The sequence below is a fragment of the Methanolobus psychrotolerans genome, assembly GCF_002243045.1.
GTDB classification, from domain to species: domain Archaea; phylum Halobacteriota; class Methanosarcinia; order Methanosarcinales; family Methanosarcinaceae; genus Methanolobus; species Methanolobus psychrotolerans.
Genome location: NZ_MBKP01000006.1, coordinates 37,626 through 61,122, shown reverse-complemented (window position 1 = coordinate 61,122; position 23,497 = coordinate 37,626). Strand labels below are relative to the sequence as shown.

Genomic DNA, 23,497 nt, shown 5'->3' with positions numbered 1-23,497 from the left:
GGGCCTACAGAGTTAAATGATAGCACTATAGACCTTCACTGAGGAGTGTGACCTCGTATGGCAAAAACAATTGAAGAACTGGAAAATGACCTTGGTGTCATGAACGAGATGTTTCGTAAATATGTAAAGCTCTCTTTAAACTATCAACAGCAGATAAGTACTGCTGACATTCCTGAAGAGCAGCGCAAGGCCCTTATGGAAAAGCTTGCAGCTGAAAACGAGAAGGTCCAGAAGGCAAAAGAGCAAATGCAAAAATTTGAGCAGACAATCGAATCGCTCAGAAGATCCAATGAGAAATTGAAAATGGTTGTTTCCTGTAAGGATACTCCCCGTGAAACATCCGAATATCTGGTGGCTTATATTTAAAAAGCCACAAATTATCTTTTCAACTGATTACCCTACTATCCGGGTTCCAAGGAAAACGCCTTTCTTTTCTCCGGCCTTACTTTCCTGCAGGATAACATTCAGCACATTCTGTGGGTCACTGCCTTCCATGACTATCGTTTCAATGTTGCAGCGTTCTATAATTTTTGCAGCAAGCGGGTCTACAGGTGATTTAGAGCCGGCTTTCATTTCTGTTGTCATTACTGTATTAACAAGTTGTTTTGCTGTCATGGTCTCATATTTGACAGCCTTTGGGTCCTTACGTGGGTCAGCAGAATATACTCCGTCAACGGACGTAGGTATGACCAGAAGGTCTGCTCTGAGATATTCAGTAAGAATGGCACCTACTGCATCGGTTGTCTGCCCCGGGATCACTCCTCCCATGACTACGATCTTTCCGGAAGAAAGAGCTTCCTGGGCTTGTTTGTAATCCTTCGGAGGTTCAGGGTATGCAGCATCTCCCAGTGCAGAAATGAGAAGTCTCGCATTCAGGCGGGTTATATCTATGCCTATATAGTCGCATACAACTTCGTTAGCACCCGTACTGCGTGCCACGTTGATGTAATCTCTTGCAGCAGCTCCGCCCCCGGTTACTACTACAAGCCTGTGCTCTTTAGAAAGCTCTTTAAGCACATCAGCATATCCCAGAAAACTATCTGGTTTAATTTCTTTTGCCAGTATCGATCCACCGACTGATAATACAATTAACATGATAATCTCTAGTCGTAACGCTGTTTTGATTTTAAAAGTAACGCCAGGGACAGGAGTGCAAATGCTCCCATCATTGAAGAAAACCCAGGCACCAGAGTTGAAATTGATAATGGTGACTTGTTCAGGCCTATACTTTCACTATGAAGGACCCTTCCATTAAAAAGTCCGAATATTTTTACCCCGTCCCCTGTCCTGAGATCTGTGGAGCCATAGTAATAAACTTTCAATGCATTATTTTCCCCATCCACAACAGTGGCAGTATATCTTCCCATGTTCATTTCAAGGCTGGATAGATTTCCTGTAACGGTCATGTATCTCCCATTTAAGGCGGATACATTATTTACAATGCTACTAATGTTGACATGCCCCATATCCTCGGTCGGATAATGAAGGACGTATGTGGGTACAAGAGTGCTCTGAGCTATTGGTTCATATATGAATTCCCCGGTTATGATGGCCTGATCATTAACGTTGAATCCTTCAAAAAGTTCTGTTTTCCTTATGTCGATCTTCAATGAATCGAAGCCATCATTAAGGGTTGCAGATTGTTTGCCCAATTCTGATAGATTGCCGATTACGCTTATTTTACGATAAGCCATAGTACTGTCATAGGCAGTTGGATCTCCATTTATTTTGGAGATAGGTACTACCTCAAGTTCAAACATCGTTGCATATGCGTTTGTGGCAGTACAACTCAGCAACAGCATTGCCATGAATATTGTTCTCATCATACTGCCATCCAGCATTATATCACCTGTTCAGAGTTTTCCCATTTTGTGGAGTAACTCTGCGTTGAGCACGCTGGCACCGGCAGCTCCTCTAATAGTGTTATGGCCCATTACAGTGTAGCGGATGCCTTCTCTTATACGCCCTACTGTGATGCCCATTCCTCTGCCCATATTCCTGTCAAGACGAGGCTGTGGCCTGTCCGGTTCATCTCTTACAATAAGGACCTGTTCAGGTTCTGTAGGTAGATCTCCAAGGTTTGGATTGAAGCTAAGGAAAGCTTCCTTTACTTGTTCAGGGGTTGGGTTAGCGGTCATCTTTGCCCATATGTTTTCAGTGTGTCCGTCCATTACAGGCACCCTGTTACAAGAGGCACTTATCTTGATGTCTGCCTCAATTATCTCGGCACCATCGAATTCCCCAAGGAGTTTCAATGGCTCTGTTTCTACTTTTTCTTCTTCCCCGCCGATGTATGGAATTATATTGTCAAGTATTGCCATTGAAGCAACCCCATCATATCCTGCACCGGATATTGCCTGCATAGTGGCAACAGTAACTGATTCAAGTCCAAACTTCATGAGTGGTTTGAGTGTGGGCACCATGACAATGGTGGAACAGTTGGGGTTTGTTACAATGTAGCCGTCCCATCCGCGTTTGTCCTGCTGTACATCTATGAGTCCGAGATGGTCAGAATTGACTTCCGGAATTACAAGAGGCACGTCTTTTTCCATCCTGTATGCAGATGCATTGCTTGCGACAACGAATCCTTCTTTCGCAAACTCAGCTTCGACAGTTTTCGCATATCCTGATGGCAGTGCTGAGAACACGACATCGGCATCTACCTTCTTTGGATCTACCGGCACAACTTCCATGTTCTTGACAGAGTCAGGGAGTTTGCTTTCAAGTCTCCAGTTTGCCGCTTTTCCGTATTCCTTTCCGGCACTTCTTTCTGATGCTGCAAGTGATGTTATTTCGAACCATGGGTGTTTTTCAAGTGCCTGTATGAATCTCTGACCAACAGCACCTGTTGCCCCCAAAATACCTGCTTTGATTACTTCTGGCATAAATTTCCCTCTGGGATAAAAAAAGAATAGAAAAGTAAGAAGATGGAATAATATGTTCTTTTTATTCCATTGCTATTGCGTCTGTCGGGCACACGTCAACACATGCACCGCAGTCCAGACATTCGCCTGAATCTATGAGTGCAATGTTGTCTCCGTTGAGTGAAATTGCCTCTGCCGGGCATTCATCTACACATGTTCCACAACCGACACATTCATCGACAGTAATAATTGCTACCATTTGTTTTACGCTCCTTTCATTGTATAACAATGCGCTTTCGCTTTTATATTTATCTACTATATATTAGTAGACCTCTACACACTATCATAACACAAGTGAGATAAAAAGTTATCGTTATCTGTCTAAAATCAAGGAGCATGTGCTCTTATTAGTTCCAATCTACTGTCTTAAAAATTCTCTGAAATATCTGTATTTTTAATTTGCTTTGTATTATACTGGTGATGAATATATTAGACAAATTAAGATTAATTTATATAGTTATATCTAAAATTAAGCTTATGCAAAAACAAATTTTGGATATTAACAGTCGCAGAGAGGCAATGTCGCCGGTTTTAGGAGCTGTGCTGATGCTCTTCCTGACCATCCTGCTGGCAGGGATCACTATATCCTCTGTGTACGGGGGAGGTCTTGTTTCATCCCTGACTAAGGCACCCATGGCTTTAATTGAAGTGGAATATGTGGAGGGGGGTGTGCCAAATGATGTGAGCTACGACAAGAATTTTCTGTATCTGGTACATAAAGGTGGAGACCCTTTGCTTGCGGACTCCACAAGGGTCATAATAAGTGGTGAAGGGAGCGGTTATACAGGTGTTGCTGCCCACAGAGGATCGTTTCTCTATGGTGAATTGTTCATCAGTTATGATGATCTCACTATTAATGGAAAAGACTCGCCGTATGCTTCAAATAATCCTGACATATTGGATGGCGTCTGGTCTGCAGGGGAGAAACTCGTTTTGAATGGACATGACAGTCCTGATGGAAATGTTCCTTCTTCAGTGCATGTTGCAGTCAACGGTATGACAAATACTTCTGATAATTATGGTTTGAAAGAGGACCGCTGGATAACTATTAAGGTATTCGATAAGGAAACTCAGCGCATTATCTCCGAATCTGAATGCTTGGTCTGCCTGGCCGAATGATAATTTGGAGTATCAATATCGTTTAAGTAATGTGAGGTCATAGGGGTAGCGATGAGCGGCAAAAGCGGATACATGAGATATTTCCCGAAAGAGACCTGTTATCCAAATCAGCAGGATGCAATGGATAAGATCCATTCTTCCCTCATAAACAAAGAGATCATACTTTTTGAAGGAGCATGCGGTACAGGTAAGACTCTCAGTGCCCTGGCACCTTCCCTGAATGTAGGGAAACAGCTCCAGAAAACGGTGATCATAGCTACCAATGTTCATCAGCAGATGGTCCAGTTCATCAATGAGGCACGTGAAATAAAGCAGACGAACGACCTGAAAGTTGCAGTTGTAAAGGGTAAGACTGCAATGTGCCCGAATGAGACTGACTATGAGGAATGCAGGCTCAAACGCGAGAACACTTTTGAACTCATGGAAACCGAAAGGGAGCTTGTCCTTAAAAAACAGGAAATGAAGTCTGCATTTGAGAATTACAAACGTTCAAAGGATCCTGCGCTTGTGGCACTTCGTGATGCTCTTTCAAAGGAGCTGGATGTTGCCGAGGAAAAGTCAAAAGAGCTTCGAAAAAGGTCCTGCAATTATCTTTATGAAGTTTTACTATATGACGGTGAAGCTTTCAGGCAATGGCTGTTTGAAGATGTGCGTACCCCTGAAGAGGTAAACGACTATGCTTTCCAGAAAGGCATGTGCGGCTATGAATTGCTGAAACGTGAGCTTAAGAATGCAGAACTGGTGATCTGCAATTTCCATCATGTATTAAATTCTGAGATATTCTCAACGGTGCTTAACTGGATCGAAAAGGAACCCCAGGATGTTATCGTCATCTTTGACGAGGCACATAATATAGAGTCTGCAGCAAGATCGCATTCATCTATCACTATCACAGAGCACACGCTGGAAAAAGCAATCGCGGAAATTGAGGCGAATATTGACCAGATGCCCGATGGGGGTGCTCACAACCTTTTCAAAATGCTTCAAAGCATTATGCAGGATATCTATAACTCCCGCTTCAAGTTCGGTGAGCGGGAGAGGGTTGGAAAGCACTGGTATGACATGCGTATAAGTGATCCTTACGAGCGCAACGATATGGTTTGCGGAAAGTTCCTTAAGCTTGCAAAGGATGCAGGTTTTGGTGATGAGCCAGATATACAGAAAGTACTCATGGAGGCAAGTGCATTCGGTGCGATGCTGGATGAAAATTATCGTGAGCAGTACAAAAAAGGTTTGAGTGGAATTCTGAAGCGATCACATATACGGTACGCTGCGGATTTCCTCTCATCGTATCTTGTACTCTCCAATAATCTGAACTACTATCCTATTCTTAATGTCAGGCGCGACCTCAATGATGAGATATATGGCCGCATCGAGCTTTTCACATGTATTCCAAAGAATGTAACAGAACCGCTGTTTGACTCGGTTTTTTCCGCGGTGCTTATGTCAGCCACGCTGCGTCCTTTCGATATGATAAAGGCCACACTGGGAATTGGAAGGCCAACCTGCGACCTCTCTTATGCCACATCTTTCCCTGAAGACAAACGTCTTACTCTCTCGGTGTCCGTTCCACCTTTGTTTGCAAAGACAAGGGATGACTCGCATACCCTGAAGGTTCTTGAAGAGGTCATATTTGATGCTGTGGAATATACTGAGGGCAACGTAATCATATTTTTTCAGAGCTCATTTGAGGCCAGAAGGTACTATGGAAAACTGGAATCCCATGTGAATGTGCCTGTTTTCCTTGACGAAGTAGGTGTTTCGTCCCAGGAGGTAAGGGAGGATTTCTTCAGGATAGGCGAGTCCGGTGGTAAGGCTGTACTTGTTTCATATTTGTGGGGCACACTTAGTGAGGGTATCGATTATCGTGATGGAAGGGGCAGGACAGTTATAATAGTAGGTGTGGGATATCCGGCTCTTAATGACAGGATGAATGCAGTAGAGTCAGCCTACGATCACACATTCGGTTACGGTGCAGGATGGGAATATGCCGTACAGGTGCCAGCCATCCGTAAGATACGCCAGGCCATGGGCAGGGTTGTGCGTTCTCCAACTGACTACGGTGTGAGGATTCTCCTAGACGGACGTTTTACAACAGATGCTCCTAAAAAATTTGGCAAATTCTCTGTATTTGAGATATTCCCTCCTGAAGAGAGGGAAGAGTTCATTAACGTGGAACCTGAGAAGGTAAAATACTCCCTGATGAATTTCTTCCAGGACAATGCATAGTGCCGGTAATTATAGTACTATAGTTGTGGTACTATAGTTGTGGTACTATAGTTGTGATATGTTCTCTATATTTCCCAGGGGTTACTTCTTTATATTCTGTGGACTCTTTCTTTATCATAAGTAATATTACTGATAAGTATCCATTATTCTAAAGGGGTTTTAGTATGGCACTTGAAGATCTTATGAAGGAAGTATCCGCAGAGCTTGAAAGACTTGTGAGCACCAAGACCGTTGTCGGGGAGGCCATGGTTGTAGGTGAGACAACCATTATTCCTGTCACTAAGGTTTCCTTTGGATTTGGAAGCGGTGGCGGCGAGGGTAAGAAGAAAGGCGAAGAAGAAGGCTTTGGCGGCGGTGGCGGTGCAGGCGCAAAGATAGAGCCTGTGGGATTCATCGTAATATCACCTGAAGGTACACGTCTGATGACTCTGTCCGGCCAGAGTGATTTCGGTAAAATACTTGAATCTGTTCCAGGACTTATCGAGAAAGTCAGGTCAATGAAGAAGAAATCAAAGAAAGGTGACAGCTGTCAGGATGAATCAGAGCCATGCAAAGAGAATGCTGAGTCTTCTGAAGACTGATCATCCTTTTTTCATTTACGTTCCTGCCCGGGAGCAGCTATGCTATCTGTTTTAACGGTGATACTGCTTCTTATAGTACTTGCGGTCCTCTTAGTCTTATTTGCTGCAATTGATATTGTTTTTGAGGCGAAGGGGTCCGGGCTCTCTATTGAACATAGTGTTACTGTACATTGGCTAGTTTTTTCCCGGTTAGTTAGTCCTGCGAAAGAGGATGATGATATTCCTGTAGAAGTTGAGAATGCAAATAAGTTTGTAAGTGAACAGGTAACCAGACAGTTTCAGAAGCCAAAAAAGCAAAAAAAGATAAAAAAAATATCTTTTTCAGAGATAGTGCAGTTATTTAAACAACTGAAAGCTCCTGTCCTCCGGTTACTGGATGGGATAATTCATGCTGTCAGGATACCGTATGCAAAGGTAAACATTGTGTTTGGTTTTGTTGATCCGGCATACACAGGAATGGCATACGGTTATGCCTGGGCACTGACTGGTTATCTTGCCTGCCACTCAGAGACCCTCAAAATTAAACTGGTGCCTCATTTCGTAGACCGCAGGCTTGACCTTGACATGTCAGGCAAGGTCAGGATAAGGTTGTACCGTTTTATTCCTGTGATCCTGCTCTTTATCCTTGACGGGAATGTGTTGCGTTTTTCATGGCATTTTCTCAGGAAAAGTATCATGAAAAGAGCTTCTAAAAAGCCAAGTGTTAATCTTTAATAGTATGTGGCACTGATACTCCATGGCATGATTACAATTAAGTCTCCATCAAGGCTTCATCTTACTCTTATCGATATGAATGCACAGCTTGGCAGAGTGGACGGAGGTGCAGGAATTTCTCTGGCATCGCCCCATGTTGTGGTCTCAGCAGAGAAGTCAGATATTGTTGAAGTGGTGGGTGACTCGTTCCTTGTGGAAAGGATGGAGAATGCTGTTAAGCAGGTCCTTCCCGAGAGTGAAGGTATTCGCATCAAGATAGAAGAGGATATGCTGGCACACGTCGGTTTTGGCTCCGGTACCCAGGCAGCGTTATCTGCGGCTGCGGCTGTGAATGAGTTGTATGGTCTGGGTATGAGTGTAAGGAAGCTTGCCATTGCAGTGGGACGCGGAGGCACTTCCGGAATAGGGGTCGCGTCATTTGAGATGGGCGGCTTCATTGTTGATGGAGGCCACAGGTTCAGCGACAAAGGTTCATTTTCCCCTTCATCCGCAAGCAAGGCTGACCCGGCGCCGGTGCTTTTCAGGCATGATTTCCCGGACTGGGATATAGTGCTTGCACTTCCTGACACCCAGGGTGCATATGATGCAAAAGAGGTCAATATATTCCAGAAGGAATGTCCTATTCCTGTTAGTGAAGTGCAGGAACTGTCCCATATCGTTCTTATGAAAATGATGCCTGCCATAATCGAGCAGGACATCGAGGCTTTTGGTTATTGCATTAATCACATACAGAATATTGGTTTTAAGAAGCGTGAGGTACAGCTTCAGCATCAGGTTGTGAGGGATGTTATGGTACTGATGCAGGATAATGGTGCCTATGGTGCCGGTATGAGCTCATTCGGACCGGCTGTTTATGGTATCGTTGACAATAATGAGGATGCTGCTTATCTGCAGGAGGATGTGCAGGACCTCCTTGACAGGACAATAGGCGGCAGGGTCATAGTTACAAAGGCGAACAATACTGGTGCAGAGATCAGGAGGGTCTGATATGGCGGATATGGAATTTACAGCGTGGTTTGGGAAACTGAAATTAGGCGATGCCGGTGAACTTGAGGATTGCAGCCTCTTCGATAAAGACCCTGAAAAACTGGCTGGACTGGTTGTTGAGCTACATGGGAATGTGCAGGATGTCCCTCTGCAAAGGCCGGACCTGCGTGAGGTTGCCCTTGAGTCTTGTTTTGTGGAACTTGATGAGGATTATGACGTACTCCTGAGGGATGTGTGCATCAGGGCTGCAAAGAGCCAGATATCCCAGACAGATACTGATGATTCAAGGATTATCCAGGCTGTTCAGGCGCTGGATGATATTGATAAGAATGTCAATGAGCTGAGCGAGCGTCTTTTCGAGTGGTACGGAAGGTATTTCCCGGAACTTGAAATGACAGGCGAGGAGCTTGCAAGATTTATTTCTGCTTATGGTTCCCGGGCAAATGTTCCTGAAGGACATGCGTTATCTGAGAAGGCGTCACAGTCCATGGGTGCTGAACTTTCATTTGCCGATGAAGAGCTTTTGAGGGCTCTTGCTAACAATATCTGCAGTCTGTATGACACCCGCAGGTATATCGAGAATTACATTAATACAAGCATGGGCTCGGTTGCACCGAACCTTTGCAACATTACAGGTGCATCCATTGGTGCCCGTCTTATAAGCATGGCCGGAAGCCTGCAGAAACTTGCAGCCTTCCCCTCCAGCACAGTTCAGGTGATCGGTGCAAGCAGGGCGCTTTTCAAGCATCTGCGTTCCCGTGCACCGTCCCCAAAACATGGTACCATCTTTAACAATCCGGTAATCAAGAATGCGCCCTGGTGGCAGAGAGGCAAGCTTGCAAGGGCACTTGCCGCCAAGATAAGCCTGGCTGCAAGGACTGATTTCTATTCCGGTGAACTTAGTCCATCCATTAAGGAGGCCCTTGATAAGAAACTGGACAGTATCAGGCAGGCGAACCCAAATCCGCCAAAGAGAGAGCCAAAAGCCCAGCCGCAGGGGAAAGGCGGTAAGAAAACACATAGAGGTAAGAGGAAGGGAGGTAAGCGCTAATGTCAGTTAAAGAGTTATCCCGTGGTATCTATGAACTGAATTTAGATGACAGGAAGATGCTTGCAACCAGGAATATCATGCCCGGCCTGAGTGTCTACGGTGAGCGCCTCATTGTTGATGACGGTACAGAATATCGCCAGTGGGAACCCAGCAGAAGCAAACTCGGAGCCATGGTGCTTAAGAATTTCGAGATTCCTCTTGAACCGGATTCCACAGTACTCTATCTTGGCGCTGCTTCCGGGACAACAGTAAGCCATGTATCCGACATGCTGACAGACGGTCTTGTCTACGCAGTCGAATTCTCCCCACGCACCATGCGTGACCTTATCCAGCTCTGCGACCAGCGCCCAAACATTATCCCTATACTTGCAGATGCCAATAAACCCCAGTCCTACGCTCACATCGTGGAAAAAGTGGATGTCATCTTCCAGGACGTTGCCCAGCCCAATCAGGCCGAGATAGCAGCCATCAACTCAAAATACTTCTTAGAAGAACACGGCCACCTGATGCTCTCCATCAAGTCAAGGAGCATCGACACCGTAGCCAGCCCAAAAAAGGTATTTAAGGAAGAGGTCCGAAAACTGGAAAGCGACTTTGACATTGAATTCGAGGTTCTGCAAAGAAAAGAGCTTGACCCGTTCCACGAGGACCATTTAGGTCTGGTGGCACGGATGTTTGTGGATGATGAGGACTGAAGGAACTTAAAGGAATAAGTTTTTCAGGATCAGAGCCAGTGCAACCATCCGCCGCAGGCGGCATGTTCCAGATATTACATTGAATATGTGCCTATCTCCTAACTCTCTTCATTTATCAGCATGTTTTTCCCAGGATTGCCTTTCCTTTTTCAGAAACTCTTCTGAATCGACATTTTCCCAGATTTCTTTGTGCAAGCCACGAAGCTTGTTTGTGTAATTGTCAGTCATTTTTGTTTTAATATTGTTTTTTAAGTTAAAAGTTTTCTCAATTAGCAATAGTATGTTATTTTTAGTACATCTATTTGGTTTGCTAAACCAAATAACGTCCAGATTATTTGGCCTATCAGACCAAATATGTCTGTAGCTGTTGTTTCCGACTGATATCAGGTCTAATAGTATGGGCCGTAGTTGTTTGGAAATAGCTATTCTAAGAAGAGGTCCGCAAATTGGAAAGCGACTTTGACATTGAGTTTGAGGTGCTGCAAAGAAAAAAGCTTGACCCGTTCCTCAAGTTGTGCAATTTTAAGAGCCTGTTGTTCGATGATTATAGCTTGTTGTTCAATTATTCCAAGTAATCGGGTCACAAGTTCTACTACTGCTTCTGGACCAGCTTCATAAACCGCAAGTATTTCTTCTCGTTCTATATGAATCCCCTCAGATCAATAGAATATTTTTTCTGAACGTTAGAATGAGGTCATAGTATATTGATTTTTACCTTATTGCTGGAAGGATGGCTGAATAGTTACTTAAAAATAACATATAACTGAAAAACAGTTTTTGAGATGAAAATGCCAGCTAAAAATAATATTGAAACTTACAGAAGAAAGCTCCATGAAATGCTGCCGGAGCTGGAAGAAGAATACAATGTCAGTTACATAGGGTTATTCGGTTCCTATGTGCGTGGAGAGCACACTCTGGAAAGTGATCTTGATGTGCTGGCGGAGTTTAGCAGGACTCCGACCATTTTCAGGTTTGTTCATCTCGAGAACTACCTTTCAGATTCTCTTGGAGTAAAAGTTGATCTGGTCATGAAGAATGCACTGAAGCCGAATATAGGGAAATACATACTGAACGAGGTCGAAGCTGTTTGAGGTGTTAGGATTAGGGACATAAAAGATTATGTACAGGATATCTATAATGCCATGGAAGCAGCAGAGGGCTTTGTAAATGACTCTACTTTGAGGATTTCACCGAGGACATCAAGACTCAGTATGCTGTCATCAGAGCATTGGAAATAATTGGTGAAGCAGCAAAGAACGTTCCTGAGGACATAAGACTAAAGTATCCTGCTGTTCCATGGAAAGATCTGGCAGGCATAAGGGACAAATTAATTCACGCTTATTTTGGTGTAGATATTGAAGTGGTCTGGCTTAGTGTAAAAGAAGGCATCCCTAGCAAAACCTGTAATTGAGTATTTGTTGAATGAATTGAATTCATAATGCACAACAGGAAGATAATTGTGGCTGATATTATCACCGAATTTGTAGTTGTAATAGAGCAGAATGATGCAAATTCCGAGAAATTATCTGCAGAATCAAAAAAGAGAGAATAAAAATGTAAATGGTGGTGTGAATACACCAACATTTATTAAGCAAATCTTAGTTCTTCGCCACGCATGATAATCATGTTATCCTTGACCGGGAGAAGTATCTTGCCGTAAAGTTCCCACTGGTAACTTCCATCTGCTTCAGTGACTGTCCAGATGTCATAGTTCCAGTATTCTCTGTCTCCATTCTCATTGAGTATTGTCCATCCACTAATTCCATAATATGTCTCTGTAATGGTGTCCATTGCCATTTTGATACTTTCTTCGTCATCCGGAAGGGCATCCAGGTCAACAAATGTAGCTATCCAGCAAGCGTCATATGTGGTCAATGCGTAAGACTCAGGAATTCTTCCAAGTTGTTCTTCGATCCGGGGTGCAATCTCCTGATATCTGTCATTCGCGCTCACGTATCCGTACATCGGTGCCTTGAGATTGATTGTTGCAGCAAAACCGGCCGCATCATCATCGTTGATCAGTCCCTTGTTCAGTGCTATGCCGTCGGTACCATACCAGTCGACCTCTGAAAGGGCAGGATAGGTCTGTGCTAAAGCAAAGATCTCTGTTACCTCTCCATAGGAACAAAGAACTACAGCTACGGATCCCTTATCGTATTGTGAAGTAGCTGCTACTACTTTTTCATTGAGCGACTCTACTTCTGCGGAAAGGTCTACGTTATCTGTTTCATATATAACTCCTTCAAGTACTGTGCCATCAAGAGCCGCAAAACTCTTTTCAATCTCATCAACGAGTCCGGTACCCCACACATCATTCCTGTACATCGGGATAACGACACTGATCTCATCTTCCTGCATGAATGTCGCCAGTGCCATTCCCTGGTTTGTGTCTTCAGGTACGAGCCTGAACAGGTTATCGTCAGGGATCGCTAAAGATGGAGCTGTTGATGCAGTACTCAGAAGGATGATGCCATTCTCGTTTGCATAATCCAGAACAGCTTCTACCTCATTACTTGCCTGCGGGCCGATAACCAGCGTTATTCCCATTTCATCAAGTTCCTTGAGCTGTTCCAGAGCCTTTTCCGGATTGCTTTCTGTATCCTTCACAATCACTTCTACGTTCTTTCCGGAACCAAGTCCTGAGAAATAACCGTTGATATCCCCAGTTGATACTTCAAGTGCTGCCTGGCTTGCTTCTCCGATAGAGGCAAGATTTCCTGTAAGTGGTAAAAGTGCTCCTATAAGTATATCCTCTGATTCACTGGTGGCATCTCCGGTCGATTCAATGCAACCTGACCATAGAGTTGCGATAAGCAATATGCCTATCAAAATACTCGTTGTTCTTTTCATTAGATCACATTAATTCAATATGCACAAACAGCATTTATATATTTCGATTGTTTGCATTTATATTAATCGAACGTTTCATTATTGGTGGTAAGTTCATATGTCAAAACCTTTATCTACTCTCTTCTCATAAATGAGATTCTACTCAAATGTGAGATTCATGTGGTAAGGCAATGTACGGAATAACGTCCCTGAAAAGACTGGCACTGCTTGGTGCTATTGAGAAACCTGTGAAAATATCTTCAAGTGAGTTCATGCACTACATCTCCGCCAGTTCCAAGACTGCTGCAAGGGTACTTAAACAACTTGAAGAAGACGGTTACATTTCCAGGCAACTTGTTGCAGGGGGGCAGATGGTCCAGCTTACAGAATCAGGCGTCACACTTCTCAAAAAGGAGTATGCAGATTACCAGCAGATATTCTGTAAGGTTCATGCTGATCTTGAGCTCTATGGTGAGGTCATAACAGGTCTTGGAGAAGGACAGTACTACATTGCAAAGGACGGATACATGTCCCAGTTCAGGGACAAACTAGACTTCAAACCATTCCCCGGAACTCTTAATGTGAGACTCAACGACCAGAGTGCGCAGATGCGTGACAACATGGATCTTATGCAGCCTCTCATCATTAACGGATTCAGTGACGGTGAGCGTAGTTTCGGTGGAGGGAAATGCTATCCCATAGAGATAGACGGCATAAAAAGTGCTGTCATCATACCCGACAGGACTCACTATCCAGCAGACCTCCTTGAGATAATCGCACCTGTAAAACTGCGTGAAGTACTCAGGATAAGCGACGGTGACGAAGTTAAGATAGTTGTAAAGAACCCCCAAAAATGCAAATGATAATTAAAAAGTGTGAGTGATAATAATGGATTCAGGTGCACAAAAATACAGTGAGAATATACAGAGAGCTATAACCGCTCTTCAGAATGGTGAAATGATCCTCCTTTTCGATATGGATGGACGTGAGGCTGAAACAGATTTCACCATTGCCGCAAATGCTGTAACTCCTGCTGATGTCAGGTGGATGCGCAAGGATGCAGGCGGTCTCATCTGTGTTGCTCTTGATTCCGAAGCCTCAGAGGAACTTGGTCTTCCATTCATGGCTGATATTGTGAGAGAAGCCAACCAGTGCAGTACAGCACTAAGCAAGATCGTGGAAAAAGGCGGCGATCTCAAATACGATTCACGTTCATCATTCTCAATCTGGGTCAACCACAGAGACACACGTACTGGAATTCCTGATAATGACAGGGCACTGACCATCAACAAACTTGGCGAGATCGTTGACAGGACATTCAACGGGGAAGAGGTCCATTTCGGCAGTGAATTCAGAACACCGGGACATGTTGCAACTCTGCGTGCTGCAAAAGGACTTGTTCATGAACGTATGGGGCAGACTGAACTCTCCATTGCTCTTGCAAAGATTGCCGGCATAACTCCTGCAATGGTAGTCTGCGAGATGTTGGATGACCAAAATGGCAGGGCTCTTGCAAAAAATGATGCAAAGCAGTATGGTGAAGCTCACAACCTTGTTTTTGTAGAAGGTGAGGAAGTCGTTGAGGCTTATGATATGTGGTTAACCTCTCAGTCTCGGAAAACCTAAAATACTGTAATGTATATCTAGTTACAATCCTGCGGGGCCGTAGGGTAGACTGGTCCATCCTGCAAGGCTGGGGGTCTTGCGACCGGAGTTCAAATCTCCGCGGCCCCACCATTTAATTATTTGATATCAAAAAAAGAAAGAATATCGTCAGTTTCATGGAACCAGAATCTCATCAATAGCATGAATAATTCCGTTGCTACACTCGATATTTCCTACTATTATCTTTGCGGTGTCCACCTTTATTCCGTCTTTGACGGTGATTTTCAGCTTGTTTCCGCTTATCGTTTCAAGCTCTGTGAGCTTTGCAAGGTCTGCGGTGGTATATTTTCCTTCGATTATGTGATAATTGATTATTCCAAGAAGGTATCCGTGGTCATCAAAGGATTCATCAATGACCTCATCAGGTATGGGCTCAAACGCTGCCTCTACCGGTGCAAAGATGGTGAATGGTCCTTCATTGCTGTACTTATTAATGAGGTTAAGTTTCTCAGCGGCTTTCATGAGGGTCGAAAAAGATCCCTTCTCTTTTGCTGTTGTTATCAGGTTCTTCAGTTCAGTCATTTCCAATCCTCTTATTTGCTCTTACCTATGTTCTTTATTATTCAAAAAAGGTTTGAGCGCATACCTAACGTTGGAAAAAACTCTCAATCGAAATAATTAATACTAAGTCGCTCCAACTCATTAAAAGGTGGTAACCTATAGTCTCTATAATTGTGGCAAAAGACCTGCAAAAGTCATTTAAAGACCTCACAGCTGTGAATAGCATCAATTTTAGTATTGATGAAGGTGAGATGTTTGGCTTTCTTGGACCAAACGGTGCAGGTAAGACCACCATCATGCGGATGATACAATGTGTTTCTCCAGTAACTGCAGGCAAGCTTGAGGTTATGGGAATGGATGTAAACACTCAACAGAGGGAAATAAAATCCTTCATGGGTGTTGTTCCCCAGGAGAACAATCTGGACGGGGATTTTACTGTCTATGAGAACCTGCTGGTCTATTCCAGGTACTTTGACATTCCGCGGGAAGAAGCAGAAAAAAGGATAGAGGAATTGCTTGACTTTGTGCATCTTCAGGAAAAAAGGGATGTGATGACAGAAAGCCTGTCAGGTGGAATGAAACGCAGGCTGGTCCTGGCACGGGCGCTTATAAACCGACCCCGGCTTTTGATCCTTGATGAGCCCACTGTCGGATTGGACCCACAGGCACGCCATCTCATATGGGAAAAGCTCCGCGGGCTTAAAAAACAGGGAGTAACAATCGTTCTGACTTCCCATTACCTTGACGAGGTGGAAAAACTCTGCGACAGGCTGGTGGTAATGGATTATGGAAGGATACTGGTGGAAGGCAGTCCCGCAGGGGTGATAGAGGAGTTCATAGGTTCGGATATTGTCGAGGCAGAAAATAACCCTAAACTTCTGGAATGCCTTGAGAAAAAAGAAGCCAGCTACGAAGTTATTGGTGATATAGTTCACATTTATGCCGATAATGCAAGGGAATTGTCCGAATATCTTCTCATGGAATGTTCCCTTTCAAAGATAAGTGCAAGACCCGCAACACTTGAGGATGTATTCCTGAAACTCACTGGCAGGAGGCTTCGGGAATGAAACTGGTGGATTATTTCAGGGTTCCTGGCATAAGTTCCAGATCGTTTAAGGTATGGCAGAGAAACAAGGACGTTTTCATGAAGGACATAAAGCTGAATTTCCTTCCTCCTTTTCTCGAACCAATATTATATCTGATAGCATTGGGTTTTGGCCTCGGTAAATTCGTAGAGAGTATAGATGGTATCCCTTATGCCAGATTCATCGCTCCTGCGTTGATAGCTGTTTCAGTCATGTATGCCTCTTTTTTTGAGTGCAGTTACAGTTCCTATGTAAGGATGTACTACCAGAAGACCTTTGATGCGATCATAGCAACACCTCTGACCATCGAGGATGTGATAGCAGGCGAGCTTCTATGGGGAGCCACACGGAGCGTGATAAACGCAACTGTAATGATACCTGTGATAGCTCTTTTTGGTCTTATCGATATGAAATATTCTCTTCTTATAATTTTGTTCGCATTACTTGGGGGACTTCTATTTGCAGCCATTGGTATGTGTTTTACTGCTTTGACTCCCAATATAATGTCCCTCAATTATCCGGTATTGTTGTTCATAACCCCAATGTTCCTCTTCAGCGGTACTTTCTTCCCATTGAGTGCTCTTCCTTTGCCAATCCAGTATTTTGCAATTGCTTTTTTACCACTGACGCATATTGTAAATGTTATAAGGTCCCTTTCATTTGGGATACTGGAGTTCTCTTTGTTGTTTGATATTGCATGGGTTCTGTTTGTAAGTGTAATTCTGCTGATACTTTCGATTAATCTCATGAAGAAAAAACTGATTGTCTGACCAAACGGAATGGTTAAAAGAGTTAAAATATTATTTTGCAGAGTATTATGAATATATATCTCGTAAATATCTAATAATCAAAGAATGTGTAGCGATAGGTTGATAAAATAAATCATCAATTGGTGTAGCAATGAAAAAATATTTTTTCCTGGCATTGTGTCTTCTTGTTCTGTCTCTCCTTGCAGGTGGCTGCATCGATGATCTTGTGCCTGTAAACAAAGAAGATGCTCAGCAGGAGTTATCAGCATACGAATTTGAGTTTTTCCTGAATTATAGTTACGATAATGGAAAATTAATCCCGACACATACGTTCTATCTTTCAAAGAATGGCTCTGCAAAGGTTGTTTCATTAGTTGATAATGAATCTGTTATTGATATCATCCCTCTTGAAGACATACGCTCTTCAGATAGTGAAATTGTAAGCAATATTGTTGTACTTGGGAATTTTTCCAACAATACCAATGCAACACCGGAAACACTTGCTAAATTCGCTATGATGGAAGAAGCCTCTAAGATCAATTATACAATATCAGAAGATGTTATTCGTGGGCAAAAGCATATATTCATCGAATTTGAAGGACCAGTGACAGGCTTTGTAGCTTATACGATGTCAAACTCTTTAGGCCAGAATTTCATTTACATCACAACGCCACCTTCTGTAGTTCGTTATGTATTACCTGAAGGATACACTACCGGCAATCCGTTCATAGGCAAGGCCAGACCATTGCCAGATGTGGTTTATGATGATGCATCCGGGCGTGAGAATTATGTGTGGTACAACGAAGTAACACCCAGTGGTTTTATGGGGATGCTGAGTAGATATTCTCAGGTCAACCAGACGGAAATTGAGCCAATTCCAAAACTCATCAGCATTAAGTTCTACACAAGTTCAGCACCAAGAGGACTGGCAATTGCTGGCACTATTCTCGGTCTGATTGCTCTTTTTGTATATTTCAGGTATAAGCTTCAAAAGAAGACGCTGGAAATGTTGCGCAATGAGATTGAGAAGCAGGTAGTAGTTCCCAAAAAGAAAGGAAAGGACTAAAGGTATTCGAAAACCATTCCGTCATATCCCAGTGGGTATTCTTTAACTGCCTCCTCATGGGGCTTGAAGAAATGGCTGAGATGTGTGAATACCACTTTTTTTGCTTTTATTTCATGTGCCAGGTCCATGGCTTCTTCTGTGTTCATGTGTTTTTTGACCTCAATTGTGGGCGGCACAATGGCATCAGCAATTAACAGGTCCGGTTCCATGATAATGTCAATACTTGTTTTCGGGATATCTCTCTGTGTGTCCCCTGTAATAACAACTTTAGTATTACCATCCCGTATCATCACGCCAACAGATTTTTTCACGGGTGGGTGTATTACCTCAAAAAGAGTGAACTCCAGACCTATAAGCTCAAAAGGTTCATACAGTTTCCTTGGATGCTTTTTAGGATGAAGGAATTGCAGGTAGCTAAGAATATATTCAAGTGTTTCAGGCAGTCCGTAAACATCAACATTGTACTGGATCCTGTGGAACTCAGCAAAGCCTGCAAAATGATCGTAATGACCGTGTGTCCATATCACTCCATCAATGTGTTTTGTGCCCTGCTTGAGTAACTGGTATCGAAGATCAGGTCCTGTGTCCACCAGCACGCTTCCCCGGGATGATTCCACAAGGATTGCAAACCTGGTTCGCTGGCTTTTCCCGCCCATGCGGGCATCCTGGCACGTAGGACAATTGCAGCCAATAACAGGAGTTCCGGTAGCATCTCCTGTTCCAAGAAGTGTGATCTTCATGAATTGCCCGGTCTGCCTTCAATCTTCATATTCATTTGTCTTGATGACTGCCCTTTCATCGAATGTTGCTACTGCATTGAGCATGTCTTTTTGCGTAAGTTCTGTCCTCTCTGTGACAAGTGCACTTAGCACGCCTTCGCGAATAACCATACGCAGGTCTGAACCACTATAGCCATGTGTCAGGGCTGCTATTTCAGCTGTATCAAAGTCACCTTTGATCTCTTTTGTGACAATGTCGAGTATCTTCTTACGCATGTCAACATCAGGAAGAGGGAATTTCATTATTTCATCAAAACGGCGCCATGCTGCAGAATCGAGCATCTTGGGGTGGTTTGTTGCAGCAAGGAGGAGTACGCCATCTGTTGTTAGGCTAATGTCATCAATAGCCTTGAGCAAGGTGTTCACGGCTCTCTTAAGAGCTGCATGCTCATCGGATGAGCGTGTCTTTGCTACAAAATCGAATTCATCGATAAAGAGGATACATGGGCTCAGTTTCTTGGCAAGTGCAAATACCCTGTCTATGTTCTTTGCAGTTTCTCCAAGATACTGGTCTGTTATCATTGAAAGCCTGACCTCTACAAAAGGAATTGCAAGATGTCCTGACATTGCCCTTGCAAGCGATGTCTTTCCTGTTCCTGGCGGTCCGACCATGAGTATTTTTCCAACGTCATAAAGGCCAATATGTTTAAGATAATCCCTGTACTGTATTGCCTTGACGATCTTCTTTGTTTCCTCTTCCTGTTCAGTTGTGAGGACAAAGTCTTTCATGGTCTGGCGAATGTCTTCCGGTGCGTTGACGTGCACCAGTTTAAGCATATCGGGGCCACCTTCTTCTTTTTCAATATCTGCTATCAGGGATTCTATCCATTCCCTATCAACTTCTTTTGGCCTTACTTTTGATTTTGCAGTATTGTAATCTGCGCCGTTTGTTTTCTTTTTCTCAAAATAGAATGCAAGAGCAGGATTTTGTGATATCCTATCCCTGTTTTCATCTTTCTTCTGGAACCATTCTGCTCCGATTTCAAGAGCGGTAATTTTCGCAGAAAAATCAATTTCATCGAGATTAACAAACGGAAGTGGTTTTAATTTGTTACCGATATTCTCAGCAGCAAACATCTTTTCAATATCATTAACTGTAACCCTGATGGGTTTTGGAACTGTTTTCTGATCTCTGCTCCAATAATATTTGCGTATATCCTTAGGTAGATCACTTACATCCATTTCAGGATATTTGTTATATATTTGTGCTGTGAGTAGCAGTTCCACGATGTCAAGGGTTATATCGGACATATTCATACCTGGTCAAATCATTTTTGATCGGAAGTAAACCGTTCAGACATTACATATTATACATCTTTTTAGATATATTTTGTGTATACTTCAATTGAATTTGTTATCTTTATGCAAAACAGCAGAATCTGGTTTAATTGTGGATTCACGGAGAACTTAAACAGTTCTGATGATATCTTTTGAAGGTGAGTATATCTCTCCTGCCCGCAGCATTTTCTTCAGGATCTCATCAAATCGTTTTTCATCTATATCGAGGGCAATTGCTGAATTTTTCAGTTCCGCATAATGCATCTGTTTATTGTTGGACTGGAGTATTCCTATTATCAGTTCATCTGTTTTTTTCTTTTTCTGTTCTTTTCTGGTGTCAACAAAGCAGGCCGTCTTAGCATCCATCTTATCGCCAAAGACCTGATATTCTGTTTCCGAGCTGTTCTCTCCATCTGTTTTAAGGGTGAATGTTCCATTTTCTGCTATCGTGGCCTGTATCTGCGTTCTGATTGAAATAGCCTCTTCAAGCTTCTCTGATGAAAAGAATACACGTAACTTTCGGACTATTAGGTTTGCATTACATTTCTGGCAGCGGGTAGTCTTTGAATTCCCTATCTCAATTATTTGTGCATTCTTCCTGCACTTTGTGCATACAATGACTACGTATGTCATCGGCAACTTTTTAGTATGTATCCTATAAATAGTAAGCCTCATAGAAGCGTAAACTCAAACAAATCCAATGATACGATGATACGAAGAGCAGTGATTTCGGATATCTCAGAAATAGTTGAGATAGAAAATTGTTCATTTAATGTTCCATGGCCCGATTTTCTTTTCAAGGCACACCTTAATAATCCAGGTTTTCTTGTTTATGTGGAAGGGGGGGTGCTTGGATATGCAATAGTCAGCGTATGCGATGATAAAAGGAAAGCCCATCTGCAGAGCATTGCTGTTCACAGGGACCATCTGCGACAGGGAATTGCCAGCAAGCTGCTAGAATGGTGTATAGACCTTGTAAAGCTGTATGGATTCAACAAAATAATGCTTGAGGTGAGGGAAATGAACATTGCTGGCCAGCTTTTCTACTTTAAGAACGGCTTCAGGGTCGAGGGTAAAATAGAAAGATACTATTTTGATGACAATGCTATTGTAATGGGAAGGGATATATGATCTATTTCCCAAACCTTCTCTGACGTTTCTGGAAATCCCTTATTACCCTAATGATGTCCAGTTTCCTTATATTGTACCAGTTGACATCGGTGAAGTAATATTCAGAATATACTGATTGCCATATCAAAAAATCGGACAGGTGTTTTCCACCTGAGCGAATGAAGAGGTCAGGTTCGTTTCTCAGAACCAGACGTGATTCGATGGTTGATTCATCTATATCTTCTGGTTTTATTCTACCCTCTTTTACGCTTTGAAGTATTGATCTCACTGCTTTTGTAACTTCCTTGCGTCCGCCAAAACCCACAGAAACATATATTTGAAACCCTTTTCCCTCTCTTTTAGAGCAGGTTTCCCCGTTCTCCGAGAATAAACTGTAACTGATGTCACCTGATGTTTTTGAAAGGGTTTCGTTGATCTTTCCGATCAGTTTTTCTATCATTTCGGATTTGAGTGTTTCTTCGGTGTCCAAAACGTCTATGTAGATGCTTGTTATCTTAATCCCAAGCTGTCTGCACCAAAGGATATACTCCCTGAGTCTTTTGAAACCGTCTTTTTGTATAAGGTCGGTTTCGGAGAGTACCAGAGATACGTGCTTCGGTATGGGATACTTCCCAATTTGCTGAAGCAGGTGTTTTTCATAAAGGGCAGCTACAAAGTTCATATGTGGTCTCGGTGCATTCAGTTTTTGTTTATTTTGCAGTGGAGACTATTTTTACCACATCGCCATTGTTGAGTTCGTGTTTTTCACCGAGTCGCATTTTTGTCTTAGCGTCCACTGCATAGAGGAATCTGTCACCGATATCTGAGTGGATCTTGTAGGCAAAGTCGTGGGCATTTGAGCCTTTTTTCATAAGGAATGCATCGGGAAGCATCCTTCCGTTCTTGTCGGTCCACTTACCTTCGTCTTCTACCGGATATACTATTATGAGGTCGAGAAGTTCAAAAACTGCCTGGTTGATGCACTTTTGTATACCGGTGCCATCCATTTTTTGTATGAGGGTACGCACATGCTCAAGTCCTCTTTTCTGGGCTTCATTGAGCTTATCTGAAATAATCGTGAAATCTTTGTCTCCGGGCTCGTATTTTATGGCGTGGCTTTTGGCAGCGGATCTCAGGGCGAGTTCTCCTGCCGCACTTGTGGGTACTACCATCTGGTCAAGTGCCATGAGGTTAGTGATGTTTTCTGCAGGTGCCACATCTGCCTTATTGGCGGCGATTATCATTGGTTTGCTCAAGGTGCGGATAATATCACAGAGGTGGATGAGATCATCATCGGTCCATTTGGTATGATGGCTCCTGTCCAGTTTGCATTCGTTAAGGGCACAACTGACCTGGGTGTCGTCTACTCCTGTTCCGGCAAGCTGATCTGCGAGCACATGTTCTACTTTCAGTCCTTCTCCCTGTATCTTGCGTGCAAGCTTTTCCCAGTTGCGCTTGAGGATGCTAAACATCCACATGGTGAGTTCACGATTGAGAAAATCAATATCATCAAGCGGGTTATGGTCACCGATATCCACGGGATTGCCTTCGATGTCAGTGCCACCGGATGCATCAATCACATGGATTATTGCGTGTGCCTGGCGAAGGTCATCGAGAAATGAGTTACCAAGTCCGCGTCCCAGATGCGCATCAGGTACAAGACCGGCAACGTCTATGAGTTCAATAGGTACGTAACGTATTCCGTCAGAACAGTTGCCACAACGCTTGTCACGTGTCACGCAGGGGCACTGTGCCCTTACGTATGTTACTCCTTTGTTTGCATGGATTGTTGTGAATGGATAATTTGCAATTTCAACGTCTGCCAGTGTTGCAGCCTTAAAGAATGTGGATTTCCCTGCGTTGGGTTTTCCTGCAAGCCCTATTGTCATCGACATGCTTAGTAATCATTCTTGCAGCATTTAACTTTTATTGATTGTGCACATATCATGATAGTAAGAAAACCACATCCAATTCCACGACCAACAATCTTTATATCAGAGAACGACATTAGAGCATGAACCTCAATGTCCCGGTAGGGTAATGGATATCCTTAAGGCCTGCGGAGCCTTAGATCCGAGTTCGATCCTCGGTCGGGACGTAACTTTCTTTTTTGGCATTGGGTTTTGAATTAATGT

At 43.3% G+C, this 23,497-nt stretch carries 27 protein-coding genes, 2 tRNA genes and 1 pseudogene; 18 read left to right on the top strand and 12 right to left on the bottom strand.

The window, feature by feature from the left end:
- Positions 1 to 57 precede the first annotated feature (57 nt).
- Positions 58 to 366, top strand: coding sequence for a hypothetical protein (locus BB781_RS03410; RefSeq protein WP_094227101.1), 309 nt, complete (start codon positions 58 to 60; stop codon positions 364 to 366).
- Between the two features lie 27 nt (positions 367 to 393).
- Here BB781_RS03410 and pyrH read toward each other — a convergent pair whose 3' ends face one another.
- The 4 genes from pyrH to BB781_RS03390 form a co-directional block, all read right to left on the bottom strand.
- Positions 394 to 1,095, bottom strand: coding sequence for a UMP kinase (gene pyrH, locus BB781_RS03405; RefSeq protein WP_094227100.1), 702 nt, complete (start codon positions 1,093 to 1,095; stop codon positions 394 to 396).
- An 8-nt stretch (positions 1,096 to 1,103) separates the two neighbouring features.
- Complete coding sequence (locus BB781_RS03400; protein ID WP_094227099.1) at positions 1,104 to 1,841, bottom strand: hypothetical protein; 738 nt, start codon at positions 1,839 to 1,841, stop codon at positions 1,104 to 1,106.
- Positions 1,842 to 1,853: 12 nt separating this feature from the next.
- On the bottom strand, positions 1,854 to 2,885 hold the full coding sequence (gene asd, locus BB781_RS03395) for an aspartate-semialdehyde dehydrogenase (RefSeq protein WP_094227098.1): 1,032 nt from the start codon (positions 2,883 to 2,885) through the stop codon (positions 1,854 to 1,856).
- 61 nt (positions 2,886 to 2,946) lie between these two features.
- Positions 2,947 to 3,123 carry a 4Fe-4S binding protein gene (locus tag BB781_RS03390; protein WP_094227097.1) on the bottom strand — a complete coding sequence of 59 codons (177 nt, stop codon included), beginning with the start codon at positions 3,121 to 3,123 and terminating at the stop codon, positions 2,947 to 2,949.
- 278 nt (positions 3,124 to 3,401) lie between these two features.
- Here BB781_RS03390 and BB781_RS03385 point away from each other — a divergent pair, with 278 nt between their 5' ends.
- The 7 genes from BB781_RS03385 (at position 3,402) to BB781_RS03355 (ending at position 10,300) form a co-directional block, all read left to right on the top strand.
- Positions 3,402 to 4,043: a type IV pilin N-terminal domain-containing protein gene (locus BB781_RS03385; RefSeq protein WP_164997764.1), complete on the top strand. Its 642-nt coding sequence runs from the start codon at positions 3,402 to 3,404 to the stop codon at positions 4,041 to 4,043.
- Positions 4,044 to 4,094: 51 nt separating this feature from the next.
- A complete protein-coding gene (locus BB781_RS03380; protein ID WP_094227095.1) occupies positions 4,095 to 6,272 on the top strand; it encodes an ATP-dependent DNA helicase in 2,178 nt (725 codons plus the stop codon).
- 164 nt (positions 6,273 to 6,436) lie between these two features.
- Entirely contained in the window at positions 6,437 to 6,853 is a 417-nt protein-coding gene (locus BB781_RS03375) for a GerW family sporulation protein (RefSeq protein WP_094227094.1), read from the top strand.
- Positions 6,854 to 6,892: 39 nt separating this feature from the next.
- Positions 6,893 to 7,567 (top strand): DUF2953 domain-containing protein, encoded by a 675-nt coding sequence (locus BB781_RS03370; protein WP_094227093.1) that lies wholly within the window; start codon positions 6,893 to 6,895, stop codon positions 7,565 to 7,567.
- 27 nt (positions 7,568 to 7,594) lie between these two features.
- A complete protein-coding gene (locus tag BB781_RS03365) occupies positions 7,595 to 8,554 on the top strand; it encodes a beta-ribofuranosylaminobenzene 5'-phosphate synthase (protein WP_094227092.1) in 960 nt (319 codons plus the stop codon).
- A gap of 1 nt (position 8,555) precedes the next feature.
- Complete coding sequence (locus BB781_RS03360) at positions 8,556 to 9,605, top strand: NOP5/NOP56 family protein (protein WP_340637505.1); 1,050 nt, start codon at positions 8,556 to 8,558, stop codon at positions 9,603 to 9,605.
- Positions 9,605 to 10,300, top strand: a complete 696-nt coding sequence (locus BB781_RS03355) for a fibrillarin-like rRNA/tRNA 2'-O-methyltransferase (protein ID WP_094227091.1) — start codon at positions 9,605 to 9,607, stop codon at positions 10,298 to 10,300. Before BB781_RS03360 ends, BB781_RS03355 begins: the two co-directional genes overlap by 1 nt.
- Before the next feature lie 491 nt (positions 10,301 to 10,791).
- On the opposite strand, the pseudogene BB781_RS16050 reads toward BB781_RS03355, so the two are convergent.
- Positions 10,792 to 10,950 (bottom strand): annotated as a pseudogene (locus BB781_RS16050) (IS66 family transposase); the annotation flags it as partial.
- 138 nt (positions 10,951 to 11,088) lie between these two features.
- Here BB781_RS16050 and BB781_RS03350 point away from each other — a divergent pair.
- Together BB781_RS03350 and BB781_RS03345 are read left to right on the top strand one after the other, a co-directional pair.
- A complete protein-coding gene (locus BB781_RS03350) occupies positions 11,089 to 11,391 on the top strand; it encodes a nucleotidyltransferase domain-containing protein (protein ID WP_094227090.1) in 303 nt (100 codons plus the stop codon).
- Between the two features lie 137 nt (positions 11,392 to 11,528).
- Positions 11,529 to 11,711 (top strand): HepT-like ribonuclease domain-containing protein, encoded by a 183-nt coding sequence (locus tag BB781_RS03345; RefSeq protein ID WP_242492510.1) that lies wholly within the window; start codon positions 11,529 to 11,531, stop codon positions 11,709 to 11,711.
- A gap of 176 nt (positions 11,712 to 11,887) precedes the next feature.
- Here the strand turns inward: BB781_RS03345 and BB781_RS03340 are convergent, their stop codons facing one another.
- Entirely contained in the window at positions 11,888 to 13,150 is a 1,263-nt protein-coding gene (locus tag BB781_RS03340) for an ABC transporter substrate-binding protein (RefSeq protein WP_094227089.1), read from the bottom strand.
- A gap of 170 nt (positions 13,151 to 13,320) precedes the next feature.
- On the opposite strand from BB781_RS03340, the gene BB781_RS03335 reads away from it, so the two are divergent.
- From BB781_RS03335 to BB781_RS03325, 3 genes are all read left to right on the top strand, one after another.
- Positions 13,321 to 13,992, top strand: coding sequence for a winged helix-turn-helix domain-containing protein/riboflavin kinase (locus BB781_RS03335; RefSeq protein ID WP_094227088.1), 672 nt, complete (start codon positions 13,321 to 13,323; stop codon positions 13,990 to 13,992).
- A 25-nt stretch (positions 13,993 to 14,017) separates the two neighbouring features.
- On the top strand, positions 14,018 to 14,755 hold the full coding sequence (gene ribB, locus BB781_RS03330) for a 3,4-dihydroxy-2-butanone-4-phosphate synthase (protein WP_129582623.1): 738 nt from the start codon (positions 14,018 to 14,020) through the stop codon (positions 14,753 to 14,755).
- A gap of 33 nt (positions 14,756 to 14,788) precedes the next feature.
- A tRNA-Pro gene (locus tag BB781_RS03325) sits at positions 14,789 to 14,866 on the top strand.
- Between the two features lie 42 nt (positions 14,867 to 14,908).
- Here the strand turns inward: BB781_RS03325 and BB781_RS03320 are convergent.
- Positions 14,909 to 15,316, bottom strand: coding sequence for a fasciclin domain-containing protein (locus BB781_RS03320; RefSeq protein ID WP_094227087.1), 408 nt, complete (start codon positions 15,314 to 15,316; stop codon positions 14,909 to 14,911).
- Between the two features lie 152 nt (positions 15,317 to 15,468).
- Between BB781_RS03320 and BB781_RS03315 the strand changes: the two genes are divergently transcribed.
- The 3 genes from BB781_RS03315 to BB781_RS03305 all read left to right on the top strand — a co-directional run bounded on the left by BB781_RS03315 (position 15,469) and on the right by BB781_RS03305 (position 18,195).
- Positions 15,469 to 16,362, top strand: a complete 894-nt coding sequence (locus BB781_RS03315) for an ABC transporter ATP-binding protein (RefSeq protein ID WP_242492509.1) — start codon at positions 15,469 to 15,471, stop codon at positions 16,360 to 16,362.
- Positions 16,359 to 17,150: an ABC transporter permease gene (locus BB781_RS03310; protein ID WP_094227085.1), complete on the top strand. Its 792-nt coding sequence runs from the start codon at positions 16,359 to 16,361 to the stop codon at positions 17,148 to 17,150. The genes BB781_RS03315 and BB781_RS03310 overlap by 4 nt, the downstream gene beginning before the upstream one ends.
- A gap of 130 nt (positions 17,151 to 17,280) precedes the next feature.
- Positions 17,281 to 18,195, top strand: a complete 915-nt coding sequence (locus BB781_RS03305) for a hypothetical protein (protein WP_094227084.1) — start codon at positions 17,281 to 17,283, stop codon at positions 18,193 to 18,195.
- On the opposite strand, the gene BB781_RS03300 is transcribed toward BB781_RS03305, so the two are convergent.
- The 3 genes from BB781_RS03300 to BB781_RS03290 all read right to left on the bottom strand — a co-directional run bounded on the left by BB781_RS03300 (position 18,192) and on the right by BB781_RS03290 (position 20,885).
- Positions 18,192 to 18,935 (bottom strand): MBL fold metallo-hydrolase, encoded by a 744-nt coding sequence (locus BB781_RS03300; protein ID WP_094227083.1) that lies wholly within the window; start codon positions 18,933 to 18,935, stop codon positions 18,192 to 18,194. The two genes, BB781_RS03305 and BB781_RS03300, sit on opposite strands and share 4 nt — an antisense overlap.
- Before the next feature lie 18 nt (positions 18,936 to 18,953).
- Positions 18,954 to 20,225 carry an ATP-binding protein gene (locus BB781_RS03295; RefSeq protein ID WP_094227082.1) on the bottom strand — a complete coding sequence of 424 codons (1,272 nt, stop codon included), beginning with the start codon at positions 20,223 to 20,225 and terminating at the stop codon, positions 18,954 to 18,956.
- 156 nt (positions 20,226 to 20,381) lie between these two features.
- Entirely contained in the window at positions 20,382 to 20,885 is a 504-nt protein-coding gene (locus BB781_RS03290) for a DUF5817 domain-containing protein (protein ID WP_094227081.1), read from the bottom strand.
- Positions 20,886 to 20,960: 75 nt separating this feature from the next.
- Here BB781_RS03290 and BB781_RS03285 point away from each other — a divergent pair, with 75 nt between their 5' ends.
- Positions 20,961 to 21,383: a GNAT family N-acetyltransferase gene (locus tag BB781_RS03285; RefSeq protein WP_094227080.1), complete on the top strand. Its 423-nt coding sequence runs from the start codon at positions 20,961 to 20,963 to the stop codon at positions 21,381 to 21,383.
- Position 21,384: 1 nt separating this feature from the next.
- Here BB781_RS03285 and BB781_RS03280 read toward each other — a convergent pair whose 3' ends face one another.
- Together BB781_RS03280 and BB781_RS03275 are read right to left on the bottom strand one after the other, a co-directional pair.
- Entirely contained in the window at positions 21,385 to 22,044 is a 660-nt protein-coding gene (locus BB781_RS03280; protein WP_094227079.1) for an undecaprenyl diphosphate synthase family protein, read from the bottom strand.
- 28 nt (positions 22,045 to 22,072) lie between these two features.
- Positions 22,073 to 23,257 carry a redox-regulated ATPase YchF gene (locus BB781_RS03275; RefSeq protein ID WP_094227078.1) on the bottom strand — a complete coding sequence of 395 codons (1,185 nt, stop codon included), beginning with the start codon at positions 23,255 to 23,257 and terminating at the stop codon, positions 22,073 to 22,075.
- 131 nt (positions 23,258 to 23,388) lie between these two features.
- Between BB781_RS03275 and BB781_RS03270 the strand changes: the two genes are divergently transcribed.
- Positions 23,389 to 23,460: transfer RNA gene (locus tag BB781_RS03270), tRNA-Arg, on the top strand.
- Positions 23,461 to 23,497 lie beyond the last annotated feature (37 nt).